This window comes from Kitasatospora sp. NPDC089913 (assembly GCF_044748625.1).
Classification (GTDB): domain Bacteria; phylum Actinomycetota; class Actinomycetes; order Streptomycetales; family Streptomycetaceae; genus Kitasatospora.
Genome location: NZ_JBIVGI010000013.1, coordinates 125,104 through 146,154 on the forward strand (window position 1 = coordinate 125,104; position 21,051 = coordinate 146,154).

At 72.6% G+C, this 21,051-nt stretch carries 22 protein-coding genes; 9 read left to right on the forward strand and 13 right to left on the reverse strand.

The genetic code is table 11. From position 1 onward, the window contains the following. The first annotated feature begins 64 nt into the window (after nucleotides 1–64). Complete coding sequence (locus ACIPYS_RS21090) at nucleotides 65–1,228, forward strand: oxygenase MpaB family protein (RefSeq protein ID WP_400747991.1); 1,164 nt, start codon at nucleotides 65–67, stop codon at nucleotides 1,226–1,228. Here the strand turns inward: ACIPYS_RS21090 and ACIPYS_RS21095 are convergent. Both ACIPYS_RS21095 and ACIPYS_RS21100 read right to left on the reverse strand, forming a co-directional pair. Further along, nucleotides 1,218–1,952 carry an SDR family NAD(P)-dependent oxidoreductase gene (locus ACIPYS_RS21095; RefSeq protein WP_400747993.1) on the reverse strand — a complete coding sequence of 245 codons (735 nt, stop codon included), beginning with the start codon at nucleotides 1,950–1,952 and terminating at the stop codon, nucleotides 1,218–1,220. The genes ACIPYS_RS21090 and ACIPYS_RS21095 overlap by 11 nt on opposite strands. A gap of 71 nt (nucleotides 1,953–2,023) precedes the next feature. After that, complete coding sequence (locus ACIPYS_RS21100) at nucleotides 2,024–2,455, reverse strand: SRPBCC family protein (RefSeq protein ID WP_093864378.1); 432 nt, start codon at nucleotides 2,453–2,455, stop codon at nucleotides 2,024–2,026. A gap of 614 nt (nucleotides 2,456–3,069) precedes the next feature. Here ACIPYS_RS21100 and ACIPYS_RS21105 point away from each other — a divergent pair. The 3 genes from ACIPYS_RS21105 to ACIPYS_RS21115 all read left to right on the forward strand — a co-directional run bounded on the left by ACIPYS_RS21105 (nucleotide 3,070) and on the right by ACIPYS_RS21115 (nucleotide 5,147). Further along, nucleotides 3,070–3,681, forward strand: a complete 612-nt coding sequence (locus ACIPYS_RS21105; protein ID WP_400747995.1) for a hypothetical protein — start codon at nucleotides 3,070–3,072, stop codon at nucleotides 3,679–3,681. A 459-nt stretch (nucleotides 3,682–4,140) separates the two neighbouring features. Then, nucleotides 4,141–4,563 (forward strand): hypothetical protein, encoded by a 423-nt coding sequence (locus tag ACIPYS_RS21110; RefSeq protein ID WP_159425250.1) that lies wholly within the window; start codon nucleotides 4,141–4,143, stop codon nucleotides 4,561–4,563. A gap of 317 nt (nucleotides 4,564–4,880) precedes the next feature. Further along, the gene (locus tag ACIPYS_RS21115) at nucleotides 4,881–5,147 is read left to right on the forward strand and encodes a hypothetical protein (protein ID WP_400747998.1); all 267 of its coding nucleotides are present in this window, start codon (nucleotides 4,881–4,883) and stop codon (nucleotides 5,145–5,147) included. A 148-nt stretch (nucleotides 5,148–5,295) separates the two neighbouring features. Here ACIPYS_RS21115 and ACIPYS_RS21120 read toward each other — a convergent pair whose 3' ends face one another. Beyond that, nucleotides 5,296–6,537 (reverse strand): FAD-dependent monooxygenase, encoded by a 1,242-nt coding sequence (locus tag ACIPYS_RS21120; protein WP_400748000.1) that lies wholly within the window; start codon nucleotides 6,535–6,537, stop codon nucleotides 5,296–5,298. A gap of 79 nt (nucleotides 6,538–6,616) precedes the next feature. Here ACIPYS_RS21120 and ACIPYS_RS21125 point away from each other — a divergent pair, with 79 nt between their 5' ends. After that, nucleotides 6,617–7,195 carry a TetR/AcrR family transcriptional regulator C-terminal domain-containing protein gene (locus tag ACIPYS_RS21125; protein WP_400748267.1) on the forward strand — a complete coding sequence of 193 codons (579 nt, stop codon included), beginning with the start codon at nucleotides 6,617–6,619 and terminating at the stop codon, nucleotides 7,193–7,195. A gap of 309 nt (nucleotides 7,196–7,504) precedes the next feature. Here ACIPYS_RS21125 and ACIPYS_RS21130 read toward each other — a convergent pair whose 3' ends face one another. From ACIPYS_RS21130 to ACIPYS_RS21145, 4 genes are all read right to left on the reverse strand, one after another. After that, a complete protein-coding gene (locus ACIPYS_RS21130) occupies nucleotides 7,505–8,452 on the reverse strand; it encodes a serine hydrolase (protein WP_400748002.1) in 948 nt (315 codons plus the stop codon). A gap of 133 nt (nucleotides 8,453–8,585) precedes the next feature. Next, nucleotides 8,586–9,527, reverse strand: coding sequence for a hypothetical protein (locus ACIPYS_RS21135; RefSeq protein WP_400748004.1), 942 nt, complete (start codon nucleotides 9,525–9,527; stop codon nucleotides 8,586–8,588). Beyond that, nucleotides 9,524–10,045: a SigE family RNA polymerase sigma factor gene (locus ACIPYS_RS21140; protein WP_400748005.1), complete on the reverse strand. Its 522-nt coding sequence runs from the start codon at nucleotides 10,043–10,045 to the stop codon at nucleotides 9,524–9,526. Before ACIPYS_RS21140 ends, ACIPYS_RS21135 begins: the two co-directional genes overlap by 4 nt. Nucleotides 10,046–10,574: 529 nt before the next feature. Next, a complete protein-coding gene (locus tag ACIPYS_RS21145) occupies nucleotides 10,575–11,078 on the reverse strand; it encodes an N-acetyltransferase (RefSeq protein ID WP_400748007.1) in 504 nt (167 codons plus the stop codon). On the opposite strand from ACIPYS_RS21145, the gene ACIPYS_RS21150 reads away from it, so the two are divergent. Further along, nucleotides 11,077–11,385: a hypothetical protein gene (locus ACIPYS_RS21150; protein ID WP_400748009.1), complete on the forward strand. Its 309-nt coding sequence runs from the start codon at nucleotides 11,077–11,079 to the stop codon at nucleotides 11,383–11,385. The two genes, ACIPYS_RS21145 and ACIPYS_RS21150, sit on opposite strands and share 2 nt — an antisense overlap. 620 nt (nucleotides 11,386–12,005) lie before the next feature. Here ACIPYS_RS21150 and ACIPYS_RS21155 read toward each other — a convergent pair. From ACIPYS_RS21155 to ACIPYS_RS21165, 3 genes are all read right to left on the reverse strand, one after another. Next, the gene (locus tag ACIPYS_RS21155; RefSeq protein ID WP_400748011.1) at nucleotides 12,006–13,064 is read right to left on the reverse strand and encodes a hypothetical protein; all 1,059 of its coding nucleotides are present in this window, start codon (nucleotides 13,062–13,064) and stop codon (nucleotides 12,006–12,008) included. A gap of 22 nt (nucleotides 13,065–13,086) precedes the next feature. Then, a complete protein-coding gene (locus ACIPYS_RS21160; RefSeq protein ID WP_400748013.1) occupies nucleotides 13,087–13,635 on the reverse strand; it encodes a hypothetical protein in 549 nt (182 codons plus the stop codon). Nucleotides 13,636–13,864: 229 nt separating this feature from the next. Next, nucleotides 13,865–14,854 (reverse strand): alpha/beta fold hydrolase, encoded by a 990-nt coding sequence (locus tag ACIPYS_RS21165; protein ID WP_400748015.1) that lies wholly within the window; start codon nucleotides 14,852–14,854, stop codon nucleotides 13,865–13,867. A gap of 121 nt (nucleotides 14,855–14,975) precedes the next feature. Between ACIPYS_RS21165 and ACIPYS_RS21170 the strand changes: the two genes are divergently transcribed. Further along, the gene (locus tag ACIPYS_RS21170; RefSeq protein ID WP_400748017.1) at nucleotides 14,976–15,626 is read left to right on the forward strand and encodes a helix-turn-helix domain-containing protein; all 651 of its coding nucleotides are present in this window, start codon (nucleotides 14,976–14,978) and stop codon (nucleotides 15,624–15,626) included. 412 nt (nucleotides 15,627–16,038) lie between these two features. Next, entirely contained in the window at nucleotides 16,039–16,593 is a 555-nt protein-coding gene (locus ACIPYS_RS21175) for a hypothetical protein (protein ID WP_159425251.1), read from the forward strand. A gap of 238 nt (nucleotides 16,594–16,831) precedes the next feature. Here ACIPYS_RS21175 and ACIPYS_RS21180 read toward each other — a convergent pair whose 3' ends face one another. After that, nucleotides 16,832–17,671 carry a helix-turn-helix domain-containing protein gene (locus tag ACIPYS_RS21180; RefSeq protein ID WP_400748020.1) on the reverse strand — a complete coding sequence of 280 codons (840 nt, stop codon included), beginning with the start codon at nucleotides 17,669–17,671 and terminating at the stop codon, nucleotides 16,832–16,834. A gap of 143 nt (nucleotides 17,672–17,814) precedes the next feature. Between ACIPYS_RS21180 and ACIPYS_RS21185 the strand changes: the two genes are divergently transcribed. Beyond that, nucleotides 17,815–18,879, forward strand: a complete 1,065-nt coding sequence (locus tag ACIPYS_RS21185) for an aldo/keto reductase (protein ID WP_400748022.1) — start codon at nucleotides 17,815–17,817, stop codon at nucleotides 18,877–18,879. Nucleotides 18,880–19,104: 225 nt separating this feature from the next. Here ACIPYS_RS21185 and ACIPYS_RS21190 read toward each other — a convergent pair whose 3' ends face one another. After that, a complete protein-coding gene (locus ACIPYS_RS21190; RefSeq protein ID WP_400748024.1) occupies nucleotides 19,105–19,755 on the reverse strand; it encodes a response regulator in 651 nt (216 codons plus the stop codon). Then, a complete protein-coding gene (locus ACIPYS_RS21195; RefSeq protein ID WP_400748025.1) occupies nucleotides 19,743–20,990 on the reverse strand; it encodes a sensor histidine kinase in 1,248 nt (415 codons plus the stop codon). Before ACIPYS_RS21195 ends, ACIPYS_RS21190 begins: the two co-directional genes overlap by 13 nt. Nucleotides 20,991–21,051: the final 61 nt, after the last annotated feature.

Here is a 21,051-nt window from a genome sequence, read left to right on the forward strand (position 1 = left end):
CTCGATCCGCTCCGTGCGACGGACGCGCACCGCACCGCGCGGCCCGTCGGGAAGGACCACCGACATGCCGTACACCGAGGCCTCGATGAACGCCCTGCGCGGGTCCGGCGACGAACTCGCCGACGCCGTGGTGGCCACCCTGTTCGAGCGGGGGGAGGTCGGCAAGTTCAACACCCTGATGCGCTACGTCTCCACCGCGGGCTCGCCCCTGCCGGAGGGACTGCCGGACGTCGCCCGCGAGTACCTCCAGGTCACCGCCGCGCCGCCCTCCTGGGTCGACTGGGGCGAGATGGAGAAGGCCCGGCTCTTCTTCATCGACAACAGCGTGCACATCTCCACCGCGCTGTCGTTCGCGTCCATGCCCGCCTGCTACCTCGTGCCGCACGTCGCGAAGCTGCTGTCGGCGACGCACGGGCTGAACTACCCGTCCAAGCGGATGGCGGAGACGGGCCAGTTCACCGTCCACCTGATGCAGCCGGACGCCTTCGAGGCGGGCAGCAGGTTCATCCCCGCCGCGCAGAAGGTGCGCCTGCTGCACGCCTCGATCCGCCACCACCTCGTGCGCGAGGACCGCTGGGACACCGGGACGCTGGGGACGCCGATCTGCCAGGAGGACATGATCGGCGGGCAGATGTTCTTCTCCATGCTCGTCCTGGACAGCCTGCACCGGCTCGGCATCCACATGTCCACCGAGGGGGCCGAGGCGTACCACTACGCCTGGCGCGTCGTCGGCGCCATGCTCGGGGTGGACCAGGACGCGGTCCCCGTGACCCTGGACGACGCGCGGCAGTTCCTGGACCTCTACATGCTCCGCCACATGGGGCCCTCGGACGAGGGTGCGCACCTGACCCGGCAGCTGATCGACCTCTACGAGGAGGTCGTCCCCGGCACGTTCTTCGATCCCGTCGTCTCCGCCCTGATCCGCTACCTCGTCGGTGACACCTGCGCCGACTGGCTCCGCGTCCCGCGCACCCGCTGGGACACCGTGGTGAAGGCCGCGCCCGCCCTGCTCGGGGTCCTGGAGAGCATCGAGGACCGTTCGCCCCTGGGCGCCTGGGCCCTGGACCGGCTCGGCCACCTCACCACCGTCCTCGAACTGTCCTCCCTCACCCGGGGCCGGGTGATGCACTACGCCATTCCCGAGCAGCTGAAGAAGGACTTCGGCGTCGGCGGCACCGTCCCCCCGAACCGGCGCTGGACCCCTCCCGCCCCTACGGTCACGGTCTGAAGGGACGGGGACCCGCACCGTCGGGCCGCAGGACGGCGCCCCCGTGGCGCAGGCCGTCGAGCACCGCCGACACCCAGGTGTCCAGGTCCGCCCCGGCCGGCAGCGGCGGGAGCGTCCCGGCGAGGGCACGCTGGGCGAAGCCGGTTTCCAGGTGCGGCAGGCGGGCGTCGAGTACCGTCAGGCCCTCCCGGCGGCGCTCGGCCCGCAGCGAATCGAGCCAGGCCGCCAGCGCGGCCTTGGACGCCCGGTAGGCGGCCGTCCCCGGTACGGCGAGGTCGACGACGACGCCGGTCAGCGCCCCGACCGCGCCGTCCGGCGCGATGACCTCCAGCGCCCCTTCGAGGACGGCCATCGGGGCCGAGGCGTTCACCGCCATCAGATGCTCCTGGACCGCGAGCGGAACCTCGCCGGCCCGGCCGAACGCGACCGCGCCGAACGTGACCAGGACCGCGTCCAGGCCACCGGTCCGCCGCGCGGCCCGGGCGGCGAGGCCGCGGCAGCCCTCCAGGTCGTAGGCGTCGAACGCCTCTCCTCGCTCCGCGCCCACCCGTCGTGCCACGCGCTCCAGCCGCGCCGGGTCCCGTCCGGCCACCGCCACCCGGGCCCCTCGCGCCGCCGCGGTGGCCGCCACCTCGGCCCCGATCGTCCCGGTGGCACCCGCCACCAGCAGTCGCCATCCGTCGAGATCCACCGTCGCCTCCCGGTGTGCCGTGGTGCCGGTCATCGCAGCGCTGCTCATTGCTCTGCCAGCCGTCGCCTTGTCGGCCATCGCCTTGCCGGCCCTCGCCGTGCCGGTCACCGTCGGGCCAGCACGCGGGGAAGCCGGTCGGCCACCGCGTCCGCGAGACGCTCGAACTCGGACCGCAGGAACGGCGCGGCGAACCGTGCGAGGCCGTGGAAGCGCAGCGAGGCGCGGTATACCAGCAGCGTGCGGTCGGCGGACGCGCTGACGGTGATGTCGTCGGTGGCGGTGACGGTGCGGTTGTGCCCGACGAACACCAGCCGGTCGGGCCGGTACTCCTCCAGCCGGTAGTCCAGCTCGGTGCGCCGCCCCCGGAAGCGCGAGGTGTTGCGCCAGTGCGCTCCCGGCGCCACGGGCCCGGAGTCCAGGCGCACGCAGTCCTCGGTGCCCGGGTCCCACTCGACCGTGTTCCCGAAGTCCGCCAGGTACCGAAGCACCTCGTCGGCGGGCCGCTGCACCGCGATGCGGCGCTCCACGTCGATCATCGGTTTCCCCTTCCGGTCGCGGGGCGCCGCGTGTGCGCGCCGCCGTCCTCCTGTTCGGCGCGGACGCGTCCGCGGATGTGTCCGCTGCGAAATCCGTACGGACGGCGGCCCCGGTGGTGGCCCGCCGCGCCGCCGACGACCACGACTTCGCCGTCGTGGCGCTGCCGGGACCGGCGCGTCCACTGCGTCGTCCGCCCACGTCCGCCTCGGCCGGCCCGCTCCAGGGCGAGTCGCCCCGACCCACGACCGGACCACCGGAACCCTGGCCCGGGCGCTACGGGCGGACCGAGTGCAGATCGGAGAGTGGGAGCACTGCATCGGGGTTCTGCGGCCCCTCGCACAGCCACACGCCGACACCCGACGACGACCCGTTTCGCCGAAACGCACTGCCCCGGCCGTTTTGGAGCGGCCGGGAATTCCACTACCAAAGGGCCCGGCGCAACCCAATCCCCTGGAAGGCTGTTCTTCTGCCCCCGGTCGGCTGGGCCCGAGGGGCCGGGGGAGGGGAATTCGTGGGATTGCTTGCCATGGTGGTGTTGCCCCGGGGAGCGTTGAAGACGTCCAGACTCGGTAGTCTGCTCCTGCAACAAGGCTTTGGATCAGAGGAGTTCAGTATGAGGCGCTCCTTCCGCTTTGCGGGCGCGGCGGTTCTTCCGGTCGCCGCGGTCCTGGTGACGGCATGCACCGGTGACGGGGTGGCGTCCCCCGGAGCGGACGGTTCCTGGGCCTTGGGCGGGCTGGCCGCCGTTCCGGCGGGCCAGCCGCTCCAGGCCACCGTCGACGCGCTTCCCGCCGAGGGCGCTGCCAAGATCCTTGGCATTGCGGAAGTGGAGGGGGCCGACGTGGTCCTCGCGATCAGGAACGACATCTGTGAGGTCCTGTTCATGGCGGCCCGATCCGCCGGGGCGACGCCCGCGGTTCTCAGCTCCTTCGGGGCGCAGCGCCCGTCCGGCAGTGACCGGTCGGACAGCCACCAGGGATTCCCCGGGGACGTTCTCGCCGGGGAATCCACCCGGGCGACCTCGCAGTCGCCGCCGCTCAGGTTCGCTGCCCTCGGATGCTCCGAGAGGGCCATGGCGGTGAGAATCGAGGGTGCGGGCGCCGCGGCCGAATCCGGAGGCAGGGCGGGGGACTCGCTGAGAGCGTGGCGGGACGGTCAGGACCTGGTCCTGACCGTGGGCAGTCCTGAGGCGATCCACCGACCGGTACCCGGTCCCACCTCCTGACGACGCCAGGAAACGAACCGAGGGCGCCCACTCCACGTGTCCGTCATCTCGTCGTCAGTCCTCACACAGTGCGGTGAGCAAAGGCGTCCAGGTCATTCGTCACAGAACGATCTTGGCTGCCCCGGCTGTCTCTCCGGCCGCCGGCGGGGGACTGCCCGATCGCTCGGCTTCACGCTCGAGCAGGCCGACAAGCTACGGGAGACCGGACGTCGCGCCATGGCCGTCCGTGCTGGATCCCCCGGTCCGCGCTGTGGCCAAGAGCGCCCAGGGCAGAGCGACGATCTCGGATCGTCCGCCGTCCGCTGCCCGCCGTTGTCGAAGGCGGCGACGACCTGGCCGCGTCCCGGCCCCGGCCCGATCTTGCTTGAACCCCATGCCGTTTTCACGCCATCGATGTCATAGTCGGACGTTGTGTGGACAACGCTTGCGCCGCTCATCGGCGTCATACTCGGCGGGCTGATGTCGATGCTTGCCCAGCGCTCGGCAGGACGCGCCTCGGAACGCGGCGAGGCGCGCCGCAGTGCTAATGAACGTGCCGAGGCGCGCCGCAGCGAACGGCTTGCTCACCTCGTCGAATTCCTGTCCGCGGTGCAGGAAGCTGAACGAGTCGCGGTGGACCGGTATCACCACAACCTGGCTGACGAGCAGTGGCAGGCCCGGGCACGGCAGGTCCTTGACAGGGTGTGGGTGATGCAGAAGACGATCCACATACTGTGCGCGTCCGAGGTCGGCGAAGCGGCCCGCAACCTCGCGTGGGCAGTGCAGGAGGTGATCAGGAAGGGCCCCGAGGATCCGGAGGATCCGCAGGACGAGAAGGTCTGGGCGCACATCCGTCCGAGCCGACAGGCGTTCCTCGATCTCGTGCGCGACCAGCTGAGTTGAACCCGGAGCGATTCGGCAGCTGTCGTGAGCGACCCGGGACACGTAGCACCGGCTCCGGCCTCCATCACGCGGCGAGTTTCAACTGCTTCGGTGGCTTCTCAGGGGATGCGAAGCCGGCCTTGACGCGGGTGCCCTGCGTGTCCACTGACCAGCAGCACCCCGAACAGCCCCTTGGCTTGTCGCCAAGCTGATCACGATCAATTCGGAACGACTCGTCCAGTGCGCCGGCAGCGCTCCGCCGTCCGGCCCGGTCGGCGGCGTCGTGCGGAGCCGGAGCGGTCGGCGAGCCTTCGCGGGTCGCCGGTACGGTCAGGGGTATGAGTGCCGTTTCGCAGCCGACCCCCGCCGAGATCGAAGATCGTTTTGTTGCGCTCGCCGAAGGCCGGCTGACGCGTGACGAGGTGGACCGCTGGGCCGCGGGGTGGGTTGCGCAGGACGGGCTGGACTGGGACGACCTCTCCTGGTGGGCGTTGGGCCTCCTGCACGGAATAGATCTCCTTGACGGGCCCGGCGGCGGCCACCTCCACGACGACGAGCAGGTCCGGCTCTGGCTCGCCGAGCTGCGGAGGCGTCGCACGGTGTGAACCGGCCGGCCCCGCGCCACGCCGTCCGCACCGTCCGTACTGTCCGCGCCGTCCGTACCGTCCGCGCCGTCCGAAGCCCGGGGACAACGACGCCCGCCACGAGGAACACCGGAACCCCTCGCCCACGCCGCACCGATCGAAGATCGAGTCAGGCGTCGTGCCGTGCTCGGGGGAGCCGCCAGGTGCCGCCGCGCTCCGTCCTCGAGCGGCGTGCGAGGAGGTCGGGGATGTGCAGGTGGCAGGCGAGCGCGGTGGCGGCCTGGAAGGCCTCGACGCCGCGGCGGGTCCTCGGCAGGCCCAGACGCAGGAGGCGCGGATTGACCTCGGCCTGGATCCGGTCGACGAAGGGTCGCAGGACGGCGTCGTAGGTCGCCAGCGCGGTCGGCAGGTCGTCCGGGTGGCGATCGATCGCGTCGGCCAGGACGTGGGCGCCGACCAGGGCCGCGGACGTTCCCATGCCGCTGTAGGGGGAGGCGCAGTGCGCGGCGTCCCCGGCCAGGACCACGCGGCCCTTCGACCAGGTGTCGGTGCGCACCTGGACGGTCTCCTGGGAGTGGAAGAAGGGGCTGGCCGCCATGCCGTCGACGAAGCGTCGGGTCTGCCAGCCGGCATCGTGGAACCTGCTCGCCCAGAAGGCCTGTTGGCGGTCGACGGGGGCCCGGTGGATCGCGGAGGCCTCGGCGGAGTCCTCCCGAAGCACGAAGTAGACCTGGGTCTCGGTGGGGTTGTGGCTGCGGCGCATGATCTGTCGGCCGCCCGGGACCATGTAGGTGTCGCGGACGTCGGTGTCGGAGGCGACGCGGGGGACGAACCAGTAGGCCGTGTGGATGCCGAGACGCCGGTACGGGTCGGAGTCCTGCGGGAGGATCGCCCGGCGGACGCGTGATCCCTGGCCGTCCGCTCCGACGAGGAGGTCGAACTCTCCGGACGACCCGTCGGAGAAGTGGGCGACGACCCGGTGCTCGTCCTGGTCGAGGCCGTCCACGCTCCTGCCGAAGACGTACTCGGCGTCGTGCGCGGTCGCGTCGTTGAGGATGCGGATCAGGTCGCCACGCATGATCTCGTACTCGGAGGTCAGGGTCTGGCGGCCCTGTCCCGACGTGTTGGCCATGATCGTGGCTCTGGCCCTGCCGCGGGCGTCGACGAAGGCGACGCCCTTCTCGTCGACGAGCCTGCCCCGAACCTCGTCGAGGAGGCCCATGCGGCGGACGGCCTCGATGCCCTGGCCGCGGAGGTCGACCTGGGCGCCGGTGGCCCGCAGGGCGGGGAAGCGTTCGACGACGGTCACCCGGTGGCCGCCCCGCGTCAGCCAGAAGGCCAGGGCCTGCCCGGCGACTCCGCCGCCGGCGACGAGGACGTGCAAGGAGCGCGACCCGGAGGTCTGTGCCATGTCCATCACCTCAAAATCTATCGGTGAATGATTCTTCTCCAGGCTTGTCTATCGGCGATAGATTGTCAACGTGACGAAGATGAACCGTGAGACCGTGGTCGCCGAGGCGCTCGACCTGCTCGACGAGGTCGGCCTGGACGGCGTCAGCACCCGGCAGCTGGCGAAGCGGCTGGGCGTCGAGCAGCCGTCGCTGTACTGGCACTTCCGCACCAAGAAGGACCTCCTGGCCGCCATGGCCCAGGCCGCGATGGCGCCCCACGCGAACGCACCGCTGCCGACGCCCGGGGACGACTGGCGCGGGTGGTTCCTGGAGAACACCCGCAGCTTCCGGCGCACCCTGCTGCTGCGCCGCGACGGCGCACGCCTGCACGCCGGCTCCACGCCCACCGCGGACCTCGACCGGATCCGCCACAAGATGGCGTTCCTCGTCGCCTCCGGCGTGCCCGAGCACGACGCGCGGACGGCGATGCTGACGGCGAGCCGCTTCACCGTCGGCAGCGTCCTGGAAGAACAGGCGGACTCCGGCCTAGGCGTCGGCCCCGGCGTCGACGGCGGCGGGGAACTGCCGGCCGACGTGCCGTCCATCGACCCCGAATCGGCCTTCGAGGCGGGACTCTCCCTCATCGTGGACGGCCTGACTCCGCGCACCACGGCCTGACAACGGGACCCGCCCGCCTCCCTGCCGCGCTCCGCACACGGTGCCGCGCCTCACCTGGGGAACGCAGTGGGCCTCGCCACTTCCGACGAAGTGGCGAGGCCCGTGAGCCGAGAGCCGTGAGCCGTGAGCCGTGAGCCGCGATCTGTGAGCTGTGCGCCCGCACGCCGAGCGGGAGAGCCCCCGGTGATGTCGGAAGCGGTCGCCGCTCCCGTCCGCCGGCGCTCGCTCCGCCGCCGGAACGGCCGCGCTGCGCCTCGTGCGGCGTTCGCCCGCAGGGCGCGGGGTGCTCCGGGCCGGAACCCCGGCTGCTCAGGGTATGCGCAGCAGCGCCTCGACAGCGGTCGCGGCGGTCTGTTCGGCGAGGGTGATGCCGGCCCGCTGGGTGGGTTGGCCGTCGGTGAGGACGGCGACGAGCAGGGTGTGTCCGTCGTGTTCGACGGTGCCGATGCTGTTGACGGTCCACGACTGGGCTGTGCCGGTCGGGAGCCAGCCGTTCTTGAGCGCGGGCGGGTTGCCGGGTGTTGCCGCCGCGCTGATGCCCCAGTTCTGTTCGTCGGTGACGGTGCTCATGAGGGTGCGCGCATAGGCGCGGGAGGCGGCGTTGAGGGGGGAGTCCTGGGTGAACACGGCCTTGAGAAGGCTGATCTGGTCGCCGGTGGTGGTGCGGGTCAGTCCCCAGGGTGCTGTCTGGCCGGCGTGGGCGGCGGTGAGTCCGAGGCGGGCGTTGGCCGCGTCCAGGCCCTGGCGTCGGCCGATGTCGGTCCAGAGTTTCTGGGCGGCGTCGTTGTCGCTGACGCGGATCATGTCGGAGGCCAGTTGCCGTTGGGCGGCGCCGAGTTGCTCTCCCCGGTCCTGTGCCTGCAGCAGCAGGGCGGCCAGGATGTCGACCTTGACGATGCTCGCGGAGGCGAACGTCTCGGAGGGCGGGCCGTAGGCGGCCGAGCGGCCCGAGGTGAGGTCCTCGACGGCGACGGCGAACCGGCCGTGGTGCGCCCCGATTCCGTCGAGGGCCAGCTTCACGGCCTGCTGCGGCGTTGTGGCAGCCGCGTTGGTGGACGGCTGTCCGGAGGGCGCGCCGGGCGCCGACGGGGTGCCTGCTGCAGACAGGGCCGACGGAGCCGACGGTGCCGACGATGTGGACGCCGGCAACGGCGCGGAAGCGGCCGACTTCGCCGGTCCGGCGGCCGGGAGCAGGACGTGGGCGGCCATGGCGGCGCCCACGAGCAGGGGTACGGCGAGGGCGGTTCGGTGCTTCACGGGGTACTCGATCTCCGGTGTCCGGGCATGCCGACATGGCCTGTCGGCGGGTGAAGGGGTGTGCGGGGTCGCCGGACGTGCCGCGGTGCGGGTCCGGTGCGGTGTCGTTCGGTTCAGTTACGGCCGGCGGGGCTCACTTGCCGCAGGAGCCGGCGATCTTCGCGTTCTCGTCGATGTCGATCGGGAAGTCGTGCTGGCCGCCGAGGTTCACGGTCCATCCGTGGGTGAGGGTCGCGGAGGAGGGGTTGTCGGCGAGCCAGAACGGGGGAGCGGTGAAGGAGCAGGTCCCGGCGGTCGGGCCCTGGTCGGAGCGCAGGTTCGCGGTCACGAACTGTCTCCCGAGCCTCGCCAGTGCGGTGGAGTCCCCGGCCCTGGTGGCCGCCACCAGCCCGCCGTAGAAGCCCGAGACCGTGGGGTCGCCGGGGCCGCCGCTCCTGCTGTCCGCGACGACCGTTCGGCAGGTCAGGCCGGTCACCTTCCCCGTGGCCCCGTCGAAGACGGGCGACGGGGCCAGGTCGAGCCGTTCGGTGCCCCGGTAGAGCAGGATCTCGCCGGCGGCCAGCACACCGTCGACCGCGGCGCCGCAGGTCACACCGGTGGAGTCGGTTCCCCAGACCCGCCGGTACGCGGACTCGTCGGTGAACAGCGCCTCCACCTGGGCCGTGTCCACCGCGGACCGGGTGGCCGGGTTCTGGTAGCGCAGGGCGGCCAGGAGCAGGGCGTTCGTCGTGCGGGCCGGGTCGGCCTGGACGACCGGTGTCGATCCCGGTGCCGGTGCGGCTGCCGCTGCCGTGGGGGAGGACGGTGCGACGCTCGGGAGCGGCGCAGGCACCTCGGTGGTCGTGGCGGTCGCGGCCTGCACGGGCACCGGGAGGCGGTCGTCGGCCGCCCGGGACACGAGGCCGGCGCCCACGGCCACGATCACCACGGCCGCCGCCGCGGCCGTCTGCAGGCGCCGCCGGCTTCGGCGCACCGACCCGACGAGGCCCTCGACGTCGTAGCCGGGCGGCGCCTCCCGCCGTGAACGCTCGAACATCGCCTCGGCCAGCTCCCGCTCCAGGTGGTCGTCCTTCACGCCGTGCCTCCCGAACGTGTCTGCAGTGCCTGGGTGTCGACGGTCGCCCGGAGTTTCGACAGGGCACGGGCCGCCTGGGAGCGGACCGTGCCGGGCGAGATGTTCATCAGCCGGCCGATCTCCGCGTCGTCGAGGTCCTCGAAGTAGCGCAGCACCAGGACGGTGCGCATGCCGATCGGCAGGGACTGCAGCTCGCGCATCAACGCGTCGCGCACCACGACGCCCCGGTAGGGATCGACGTGCCCGTCCCCGATGCCGTCGTCCAGCGGGACTTCCTCGTGCCCGCGCAGTCTGCGCCAGCGGTCGTTGGCGAGGTTCACCAGGATCCGGCGCGCGTAGGCCTCCGGCGCGTCGGCGGCGCGCACCCGGCGCCAGTTCCGGCAGACCTGTTCCAGCGTGGACTGCACCAGGTCGTCGGCGGTATGACGCTCGCCGGTGAGGAGCAGTGCGGTCCTGAAGAGGGACGCCGACCGGGCGTGGACGAAGGCCGTGAAGGCGGGGACGTCAGCGGTCCGCATGGTCACCCGGCTCGTGTGTGTTGAGCATCTCTTCGTCCCCTCCCGAAGCCCCCCTGGCTCCCCCGCCCTACCTGACGGTGCGTGAGGCGCGGCTGCTGCACGTGATCCCTGGCGGTGACAGAAGCGTTACATTCCACGGCGTGCGGGCGTGCGGGCGTGCGGGCGTGCGGGCGTGCGGGCGTGCGGGCGGGGTCCGGCGACGCGGACGGGGACCGCCGCGCCGCCGGGGCCGCGGCGGTCACCGACCTCGTGTCGACGGCGGCCCCTCCGCGACGCCGACTGCGCGGCCATAGTGCTGACGGGCCGTCGCGCACGGCCGGTCGCGGAAATCGGTGGTCGGCCGATTCGAGATCGACGCGCCCGGGCGCGGACGACCAAGGACGACCGGGGCTGTGGGAACTGCTCTGAACGGAGATCCTGCCCCCGGTCCCAGGAGGCTGTGCTTTCACGCGCGGAGAGCGTCGCGGCCACCCGACCGGGACCCCTGTTCGGCCGGCAGCCTTCGAGACCGGTACGGGTGGACACCCGCCTACGCGTCGGGGTGCTCCGGCAGGGCGAGCCAGTCCGACCAGGAGATCCCGCGGCCGAGGAACCGCGGCTGCCGGAACGGCCAGTCGGCGGCGATCCACTGCGGCACGAGCGTGTCGAGGGCCTGCTCGACCGTGCTGCCCACCAGGTCGTCGACGACCCACCAGGAGATCTCGCCGTCCGCGCCGGTCTTCTCCGGCGGGTCGATGTAGACGCAGCCGAGCAGGACCGTCTCCGCCGCGTCGAACAGCGCGTAGTTGAAGGACTGGTGGGCGGCGATCTCCTTCTCGTGCCGCAGGAGGTCGGCCTGGTCGGCCTCGTAGGTCATGGTCTCCGCGGGCCAGCCCCAGGCCGGGCCGAAGATGGTCCACAGCCGCTCGCGAGAACCCATCACCGCCGGGTAGTCGAGCGGGGTGTCCGCCTCCCGGATCGGCCGCAGGTGATGGCCACCGCCGGGCAGCGGTACCAGGACGGGGTGGACGAAGTTGTCGGGAAGCCAGCTCATGGCGTCCGACCGTAGCAGCGCCCGACTGCCCGCGTCTCCGAGGGGCGGTCCGGTCATACGCGGTTCGGCTCATGCCGCCGACGGGCTTGCCGCCGGCGTCCAGCTGCTGGGCGGCCGGGCCCTGCTGGCCCACCAGTACATCGACTGGCTCAGCGACTACAACCTCGACAACGTCGTCAGCTCCGTCTGCAAGCGCACCGGCACCTCCATCACCCTCTACGCGCAGCTCGCCCGCCAGGGCACCACCTTCATTACCGACGTGCCCCTGGCCTTCAACAACCGGGCGTCCTCGATGATGATCAACTGACGAGATGCACCACGGCGGCTCTCTCCGCGGGGCCGCACCCCCAGCGGAGAGAGCGGCCAGCCCGCACCCTGGTCGACGTTCCCGGTCCGCGAGCAGTGCGCGGGCGGTGCCGTGCCGACGGTCGCCGCGATGGCCGGCCGCTTCCGGGGCGGACGATGTGTTGCCGTCCAGAAGACAGGAAATCTTGCGGCCAATGACGCGCAAGATGGCTCCTCAGCGCCCGGTGCGCGCCGAAGAATTTCCTGTTCGAGAAGGTCGGCCGTCGGGAGGCCGTCGGGAGGTGGTCGGCCGGACGGCAGTGCGGCGCGGGTTTCGGGTCGAGCGGGCTGCTCACGGTGCAGCCGCCCTCTCCGGGCGTCCGCTGTGTCCCGGACGGCGTCCAGACGTCGGTGCGCCCCGGACTCACCCGGGGCGAAGAGGCAGTCCCACGGGTCGAAGCCGTTGCCCTCCAACGCCGGAGGACACCGACCCGTGCGCCGTCCGCCTTCCCCTCGGTACGTATCGCCGGGGGCAGGCCCAGCGCGGCGAGCGCGCGACGCACCTCGGCCTCCGCCACCCGGCCGCCCTCGGGCACCAGGCCGGTCCGGCCGAGCAGGCCGGTGCAGGCCGGTGCAGGCCGGTCAGGAATCCGGGTCGGGGACCAGTCGGTCGGTGGCGATCTCCTCCATCGCGAGGAGGTCGCCGACGAGACTGGTGCCGGCCGTGGTGGAGACCACCGAGAGGGCGATCGGGCCGACGCCCGGGCGCTCGACCGCGAAGAGCGGGAACGTGACGGTGCCGTCGGCGATCTCGCCTCCGTCGGGGTGCCCGTAGTAGACCGGGGCGCCGCCGGGTGTGCAGAGCAGGACGTGGACGCCGTCGCTCCCGTCCGCCGCGGTGAGGGCCAGGTAGCGCACCGAGTAGCTCGGCCCGTCCTCGTCGAGCAGTGCGACCAGGCCGGCCAGCGCCGGGCCCTGGAACAGGGTGTCCGGCAGCGAGGACTGGATGTCGGGGTCGATGCAGAGCAGCATGTGGTCGCCGCCGCAGTCGATCGCCAGCGTCGCCGAGGGCTCGGGGCTCATCAGGTAGAGCTCGCCGTGCGTCAGCCGGGTGAGGAGTTCGAAGTCCACGGCCGTCGGTGGCGTCGTGCTGATCACGGTCACGGCCTGCTCGTTCTGTTCGATCGCCCGGAGTTCCGTCTCGTCGGGCGGGGCGAGTTCGAATCCGGTGCTCCCGGCCCGGTAGGCGATCACCGACAGGGCGAAGGCGGCCTGGTCGCCGACGACGTCCCCGGGCGGCGGTGCGAGGGCGCTCAGTGCGTCCAGGGATTCCGACTTGGCGATCTGCTGGAGCGTCTGCCAGGCGGCGAGCGCGACCACGGGATCTCCGGAGGCCGCGACGGCCTGGACGACGGGCACCGCGTCGTTGCCGAGGCAGGCGGCCAGCGAGACCGCCGCCGCGACCACGAAGGGATCGGGGTCGCCCTCCTCCAGCGCCAGGCCGACGGCCCGGGCCAGCGGACCGTCCGGGCCCGGGTCGAGCCGGGCGAGGAGGGTCATCGCCCGGACACGGTCGGGGCCGCCCGCGGTGAGTGCCCGGTCGAGCAGGCCGGCGCGGTCGGCGTCGTCGAGGACGACCAGGAGCTCGGAGTCCAGGCCGCCTTCCTTGGCGGCCAGCAGCCGATCGAGGTTCACGGTCATGGTGGTGTCGCACTCTCCCCGGTCAGGGGCTGACGAAGCAGTGGGTCTTCATCCTGGTGGCCTGTGCCTCCGTCACACCGGTGTTGGCCCCGGGATCGGTCGCCATGAAGTTGGCCGGGCCGCAGATCGACGGAATGAGCTCGCAGTGGTTCAGGCCCAGGCAGTGGGCGACCTCGTGGGCGAAGGTGTTGCCACTGAAGGCCTTGTCGCCGCGCAGCGAGACGACCGGCGCCCGCTTCCCCTTTGTCGCCCGCTTCGGGCACCTGCCCGGGATCGGCGAGGTCCCCGAGAACTCCGCCGTGATCTGGTCGACGACGAACAGGTCGAGCGCGGCGTTGGGCACCGCCCACCTGTTGGTCAGTTCTGTCACGTCGGACCGGCTCCGGATCACGACCAGGTGGCCGGCGTCCCTGACGTCGATGTGGAACCGCAGCACCGTCCCGATCTCGGGCCCGTGGGTCGCGAAGATCCCTTTCATGATCGCCAGCGAGTCCTCGACCTGTTGCAGCTTGTCGGGTGTGAAGCCGTCCCGGCCGACGACGATGACGTTGAGGTCCAGGTGTGGCGCCATCGCGGACTCCGATCGCCGGCTGCTGGGCCCGGCCGCGCGAGAGAGCGTCGGATGTTCTCAAGACGCGCTGTGCGCCGCCCTGTTCCTTCATCATAGGCCCGCTTCGCCGGAGGCCGCGATCCGCCGGCGGGCACGGCGGGCACGGCGGACCGGCCCTGGACGCGCGCTCGGCGTACTGCTCCCCGGACGGGTTCCGCCCCTCCGGGAGGAGGAACGCACGTCCGGGAGGTCAGCCCTGGAGGGAGGCGAGCCAGGAGGTCAGGAGGCGGTTCACCTCCTCGGGACGCTCCTGCTGGGTCCAGTGCCCGCAGCCGTCCAGGATGTGAGCGGCGTCCAGCCCGGGGAGGGTGACCGGGTAGGCGTCGATCGCGTCGGCCATCCAGGTGGTGGACGCGTCCAGGGCGCCGCCGATGAACAGGGACGGCTGTTTGATCGGGGCGCCGTCGTACGGGGCGAGGTCCTCCCAGTCGCGGTCCATGTTGCGGTAGCGGTTGAGGGCCCCGGTCATGCCGGTGCGCTCGAACTCCGCCGCGTAGACGTCGAGGTCGTCCTCGGTCAGCCAGGCGGGCAGCGTGCCGCCGGGGAAGCGGTCGCGCAGCCGGCCGCCGGAGCGGGCCACGAAGTGGGGGTCGGGCTCGCCCCGCGTGGGCATGGTGTCGCCGGACATGGCGGCGTAGAAGCCGGCGAGCCAGCCGCGCAGGTCGGGTTCCATCTCCGCTTCGGCCCGGCCGGGCTCCTGGAAGTACGAGACGTAGAACTCCTGGTCGCCGCCCATCTGCGCGAAGACGTCGCTGGGGCGGGGGCCGCCGGGCGGCGCGTAGGGGACGCTCAGCAGCGCGACGGCGCGGAACACCTCCGGACGGAGGAGGGCGGAGGCCGCGGCGATGCCGGAACCCCAGTCGTGTCCGACGATCACCGCCGACTCCTCGCCCAGGGCGCGCACGAGGGCGACGTTGTCCTCCACGAGGTCGAGCATCCGGTAGGCGTCCGTCGCGGCCGGCTTCGAGGAGCGGCCGTAGCCGCGCACGTCGAGCGCCACGGCCCGGTAGCCCGCCGCCGCGAGGGCCGGGAGCTGGTGACGCCAGGAGTACCAGGACTCGGGGAAGCCGTGCACGAGCAGGACCAGCGGCCCGGTGCCCTGCTCGACCAGGTGCAGGCGCCCGGCGGGTGCCTCGACGGTGCGGTGGCGCAGGTCTGCGGACGGTACGGGCGGGTGCATGGGCAACTCCTCGGATCACGGGCGGCTGCGGTTACGCACTGATCCTGCGGCGGGGCGGCCACCCGGCGCGAGCATCGTTGCCATTCTGGCAAACTGGCAGGACAGGGCGGTGGAGGCGGGCATGGCCGGAGAGAGCGGGGCGACGGTGACGGACGACGGCACGGCCGACCGGCTGGTGGCCATCGGTCCTCGGCTGCGGGCCGCGCGCGAGCGGCGCGGCGCTACCCTCACCGGCATCGGTCGTACGACCGGCATCTCGGTGAGCACGCTGTCGCGGATCGAGACCGGTCGGCGCAAGCCGACCCTGGAGGTGCTGCTGCAGCTCGCGAAGGTGTACGACGTCTCCCTGGACGAGTTGGCCGGCACCACGCCCGGACCGCGCAACCGGACGGTGCTGCGCCCCGGTGACGACAAGGCCGTGCTGCCGTTGACCCGGTACGTGGGGGGCCTGCACGCCCACAAGCACGTCCTGCCCGCCGTCGACGCGCCCCCGACGCGGCCGCGGCAGGTCTCCCACGACGGGTACGAATGGCTGTGCGTCCTGTACGGGCGGCTGTGGCTGGCGCTCGGCGCCCAGGACCTCGTCCTGGGCGCCGGGGAGGTGGCCGAGTTCGACACCCGTACCGCCCATGGAGTCGCGAACGCCGGACCCGGCGGACCGGTCGAATACCTGATCATGTTCGGCCCGCAGGGGGAGCGCCTGCGACCGCGCACCGGCCTCCCCGGATCAGGCCGTGGGCCCGGACCGAGCTCGCCCGGACCGAACCGGTGATCCGCCGCACGACACCCCGGAGCACGCCGCCCGCACCGTCCTCGTCGGCACCGTCCTCGCCCGCACCGTCCTCGTCTGTGCTGACAGCCCTGCGATGACCCCGGGCCGAGCAGCGGTAGGCGCATCGACTCCGCATCAGCCGGACCACCGCAGTGATCGGCTCGTGGGCCTGTCGCCGGGTCCCCTGTGCGAGGAGCGCCAGGGACTGTTCGGATGTGCCGGATTACGGAAACGTCCGGTGGGAAGCGCGGCGGTGCGGCACTCTTGACGCGTCCGGACCAGCGATGAGGGTGGGGTTATGGTCTCAGGCGTCGAGGTCGGTGCTGTGGTGAAGGCGAGCGCTGGAGTCGTCTCCGCGCTCCGCGGCCTGTCCGGACCTGCTGCAGCCTGGCCGAACGCGCAGGAAGCCCTCATGGAACTGCACGTCGTCCTGGACGAGTGGTGCGAGGCCGCGGAGGCGACCGGCCGCTATGCCTGGGAGACCCTCGAAGGCGACCGACCCGCGGTGACCCGCCGCAGTTGGTCCAATCCGTTCGCGCGCGCGGGGTTCGAGGCGGACCCGGGGAGCGGCGCGGGTGGTGGCGACAACACGGGGCCTCGATTCGTGGAGCGAAGGCAGGCGGAGATCCTGCTCCTGCTCGAAGGCAGGGCTCACTGGTCGAAGCGGTGGCTCGCTCCGCAGCGTCGGCTCGCCGCCCGGCGCAGCCTGCGCAACATGATGAAGCTCTACTGCCCCGAGGTTCTGGAATCCTTCGAGGCGGCTGTCGCCGGGCGATCCGCATGGATCCGGGAGCACCGGGAGAGTCTGCCCCTGATCCTGTCCGATCCGGACACGCCGACCGAGACCGTGGAAGAGCTGGCCGTCGAGCTGGAGCAGACCCTCGACGCCTTGCGCGGTGCACGCCGACAACTGCGCGACCTGATCCGGGACGCCTTTCCGCTCGGGTCTCTCCCGGAGCGGACCTGAGCCCCGGCCGGTCGCGCCTCCTCGGTGGTGCTCGAGGGTGTCACCCGACTACGACGGCCCGCAGCGGCCCAGGTTGCGCAGCGGCTCGGCCGGTGAGCCCGGACATGCCGGTCGGAACCAGTGGTCGTCGGTGAGCTGCGATTCCTGGCCCGGGGACACGCCTGTCGGCACCGACGGGTCACGCTTCCTGCCACCGACGACCGGGGCCGTGGGCCGTGGGCCGTGGGCCGAGGGCCGGTCATCGCGCGCACAGCCGGTTCAGGGCCGCACGGCTCTCCTGGTCCGCGGCGCGGTAGACCAGCAGCCGCAGCCCCGGGTCCTCCAGCGGGAGCAGGACCTCGAAGTCGACGGCGATCACCCCGAGCGCCGGGTGCCGCAGCAGCTTGCGGCCGCGGCCGTTCGCACTGACCTCCCGCTCGGCCCACAGGCGCGCGAAGTCCGCGTCCTGCGCGGTGAATTCGGCGATCAGGCCGGCCAGTGCCCGGTCCTGCGGGTGGGCGGCCCAGGCCGCGCGCAGGTGGGCGACACCGTCCCGCAGCACGGACTCGCGGTCGGCGTAGAAGCCGCGCATCGGCGGGTGCAGCAGGCAGAGCCACATGGCGTTGCGCCGGGTCGGCGGCACGGCGTCGAAGTCCGGTAGCAGCCGGGCCATTTCGGGGTTCCAGGCCAGCAGGTCGTAGCGGTGGTCCATCAGCATGGCCGGCAGCGGGGAGAGGTCCTCGACCAGGCGGGCCAGCGACGGTGCCGGGCCGGCGGCGGACGGCCCACCGGTGGTGCCGGGGCGGCGGCGGCCGGCCAGGTCGAACAGGTAGTCTCGTTCGCTCGCGTCCAGCCGCAGTGCCCCGGCCAGCGCCGCCAGCACCTCCGCGGAGGGCCGCAGCCCGCGGCCCTGCTCCAGCCGGACCACGTAGTCGGTGCTGACCCCGGCCAGCTCGGCGACCTCTTCGCGGCGCAGTCCGGGTGTGCGCCGGGCCCGCCGGTGCGCGGGCAGGCCCAGCCGGACCGGGTCCAGCCTCTCGCGCCTGCTGCGCAGGAAGGCGGCCAGCTCCTCGGTGGTGTCCACGGTCGGTGTCGTCATGACCGGTCCAACCGTCAGGGTGGGACCGCTCTTCCCAGGAAAGTCCCTCCCTTATCCGGGGCCGGCCGCCGCCGCAGACTCGGTCCCGGCAACGGAACACGAGCGCATGAGCACACGCGAACACGAGCACACAGGAGAAACCGATGGCACTGGCCCTGGACGACTACCGGCTGCTGGGACGCTCGGGACTGCGGGTCTCACCGCTGGCCCTGGGCACCGCGACCTTCGGCACCGAATGGGGGTGGGGCGCCGAACGGGCCGAGGCCCGCAAGCTGTTCGACCGCTACGTCGGGCTCGGCGGCAACCTCCTCGACACCGCCGACACCTACACCGACGGCAGCTCCGAGCGTCTGCTCGGCGAGTTCGCCCACGAGGAGCGCGAGCGCCTGGTGCTGGCGACCAAGTACTCGACCCTGCGCCGTCCCGGCGACCCCAACTCCGGGGGCGGGCACCGCAAGGCGCTGTTCGGCTCGGTGGAGGGCAGCCTGCGGCGGCTGGACACCGACTACCTCGACCTGCTGTACCTGCACGTCTGGGACTTCCGCACGCCGGTGGAGGAGGTGCTGCGCGGCCTGGACGACCTGGTGCGGCAGGGCAAGGTGCTGTACGTGGCGATCTCCAACACCCCGGCCTGGCAGGTGTCCCGGATGCAGGCGATCGCCGACCTGCGCGGCTGGTCGCCGCTGGTCGCGCTGCAGCTCGAGTACAGCCTGATCGAACGCACCGCGGAGCGCGACCTGATCCCGATGGCCCGGGAGCTGGGTCTGGGCGTGGTCCCGTACTCGCCGCTCGGCGGCGGGGTGCTCAGCGGCAAGTACGGCCTTCAGGACGTGGGCGCGACGGGCGCCGGCCCCGACGGGAGCACCCGTCGGAGCCACAACCTCGCGCTGGGCACCCTCACCGAACGCAGCCTCGGCGTGGCCGGGGCGGTCCGGGAGCTGGCCGGCGAGCTAGGGCACACCGCGGCCCAGGTGGCGCTGGCCTGGACGCTGCGGAAGCCGGGCGTGACGAGCACGCTGCTCGGCGCCCGCACCCTCGCCCAGTTGGAGGACAACCTGGGCGCCTTGGCAGTCGAGCTGACGGATGCCCAGCTGGCCCGGCTCGACGCGGCGGGCGCGGTCACCCTCGGCCAGCCGCACGACCTGCTGGCGAGCGAGCCCATCCGCCGGGTGACCACGGGCGGCCTGCGGATCGAGACCCGCCGCTGACGGCCGGCCGCCGACCGCGGGCGCCGGTCCCGCGGCCGGACCCGACCGGTAGAGGGGCACGTGAAGAAGGTGCGCTCACCTCCCGGTGGAAGCTGGCGGCCGAGAACGTCACCGGGCCGCCCACTCCTGACCGCCTCCCGCCCCGGGCCGCTGTCCGGGCCCGGCGGACGACTCCCACCGGAGCACCGGCTGCCCGGCCGCGGATCGTGGTCACGGACCGGACGGTCAGGCCGGGGACGCCGCGAGGAACCGCAGCACGGCCAGGACACGGCGGTGGTCCACCTCGACCACGGGCAGGTCCAGCTTGGCCAGGATGTTGTTGATGTGCTTCGCCACCGCGCTCTCACCGATCACCAGCGCCTGCGCGATACCGGCATTGGAGCGCCCCTCGGCCATCAGGCCGAGCACCTCCCGTTCGCGGGGGGTCAGCCGGGCGAGCGGATCGCTGTCGCGCCGCAGCAGCAACTGGGCGACGACCTGCGGGTCCAGGGCCGTGCCCCCGTCCGCCACTCGCCGGACCGCCGCCACGAAGTCGGTGACATCGGCGACCCGCTGCTTGAGCAGGTAGCCCACACCGCTGGTGTTCGCGGACAGCAGGTCGGCCGCGTACCGCTCCTCCACGTACTGCGACAGCAGCACCACCGCCGTCCCCGGCCATCGCCGACGGATCTCCAGCGCCGCCCGCACCCCCTCGTCGGTGAAGCCGGGAGGCATCCGGACGTCGATCAGGGCGAGTTCGGGCCGGTGCTCCGCCACCGCCGCCAACAGCCCCTCCGCGTCGCCCACTTCGGCCACGACCTGGAACCCGCCCATCTCCATCACCTTGATCAGGCCGACCCGCAACAGCACCGAGTCCTCGGCGATCACCGCGCGCACGGCAGCTCCGCGGTGACGGTGGTCGGCCCCCCGACGGGGCTGCTGACCCGGAAGGTCCCGTCCAGGGAGCCGACCCGCTTGGCCAGCCCGGTCAGCCCCGTGCCGGCGGCGGCGTCGGCGCCACCCAGACCGTCGTCGGTGACGCGCACGCGCAGCACCTCGCCGACCCTGCGGACCACGACCTCCGCACGCACCGCGTCGGCGTGCTTGGTCGCATTGGTCAGCGCCTCCGAAATCACGAAGTACGCGACCGACTCCACGCCGGGCGCCACCCGCCCCTCCAGATCGACCCGCAGCCGCACCGGCAGGGGAGTGCGGGCGGCCAGCCCGGACAACGCCGCGTCCAGACCCCGGTCCTCGAGCACGGCCGGGTGCAGCCCCCGCACCAGGTCGTCGAGTTCGGCGATCGCCTCCTTCGCCTCCAGGTGCGCTTTCGCGATCACCTCGCGGGCATCGCCCGGCAGGTCCGGGCGGGTGGCCATGGCGAGACCCAGGTTGACCGCGAGCGACACCAACCGCTGCTGGGTGCCGTCGTGCAGATCACGCTCGATCCGGCGGCGCTCCGCATCGACGGCCTCGATCAGGTCGGACCGGCTCACGGCCAGCTGGTCGACCCGCTCCTGGAGCCGCTGCGCCCGGCTGGGCCCGAGCAGGCCCGACACCAGCCGCGCCTCCGCCCGGGCCACAACCCGCGCGGCCCGGGGCAGGGCGAACAGGAGGAGGAGTCCGCTTGCCGTGGCGGCCAGCAGCACGGCCAGGTAGCCCAACCAGCCCTGACGGATCCCGGCCGACAGCGCCCACGACCAGGCGAAGGCGGCGACACCGGCCAGAGCCGCCACCGCCACCGCGAGCACTAGAAACTCCAGCAGCGCGAGCAGCGGGCCCAGCACGAGGTGGTAGCCGATCCTGCGCCAAGGCCGCGCCGCCGCGAGCCACCGGGCGGCGGAGGCCCACGTCCATCGTTCCGGCACGGTGGAGGTGAGCCGGGGGACGTCCACGCCGACGAGCAGCCGGTAGCGGGCCCGCTGAACAGCCGTCAGCACCGGGCTGCCGAGCAGGACCAGGGCGGCCGACACGGGAACCGTGAAGAGCCAGTTCCCGGTCCTGGCGGTGGTCGCCGCCGCCCACGCCCACACAGGCACCAGCGCCAGGTGCGGCAGCACACCAGCGGCAAGAAAGCCGGTGTCCCGCCGCGCCCGGAGCACCGTGCGTCTCAGTCCAGCTGGAATCGTCATGGCACGACGCTAGGGCACCGCAGGAGGAAGGTGCCATGAATCCTGTACCCGATTTCATGGT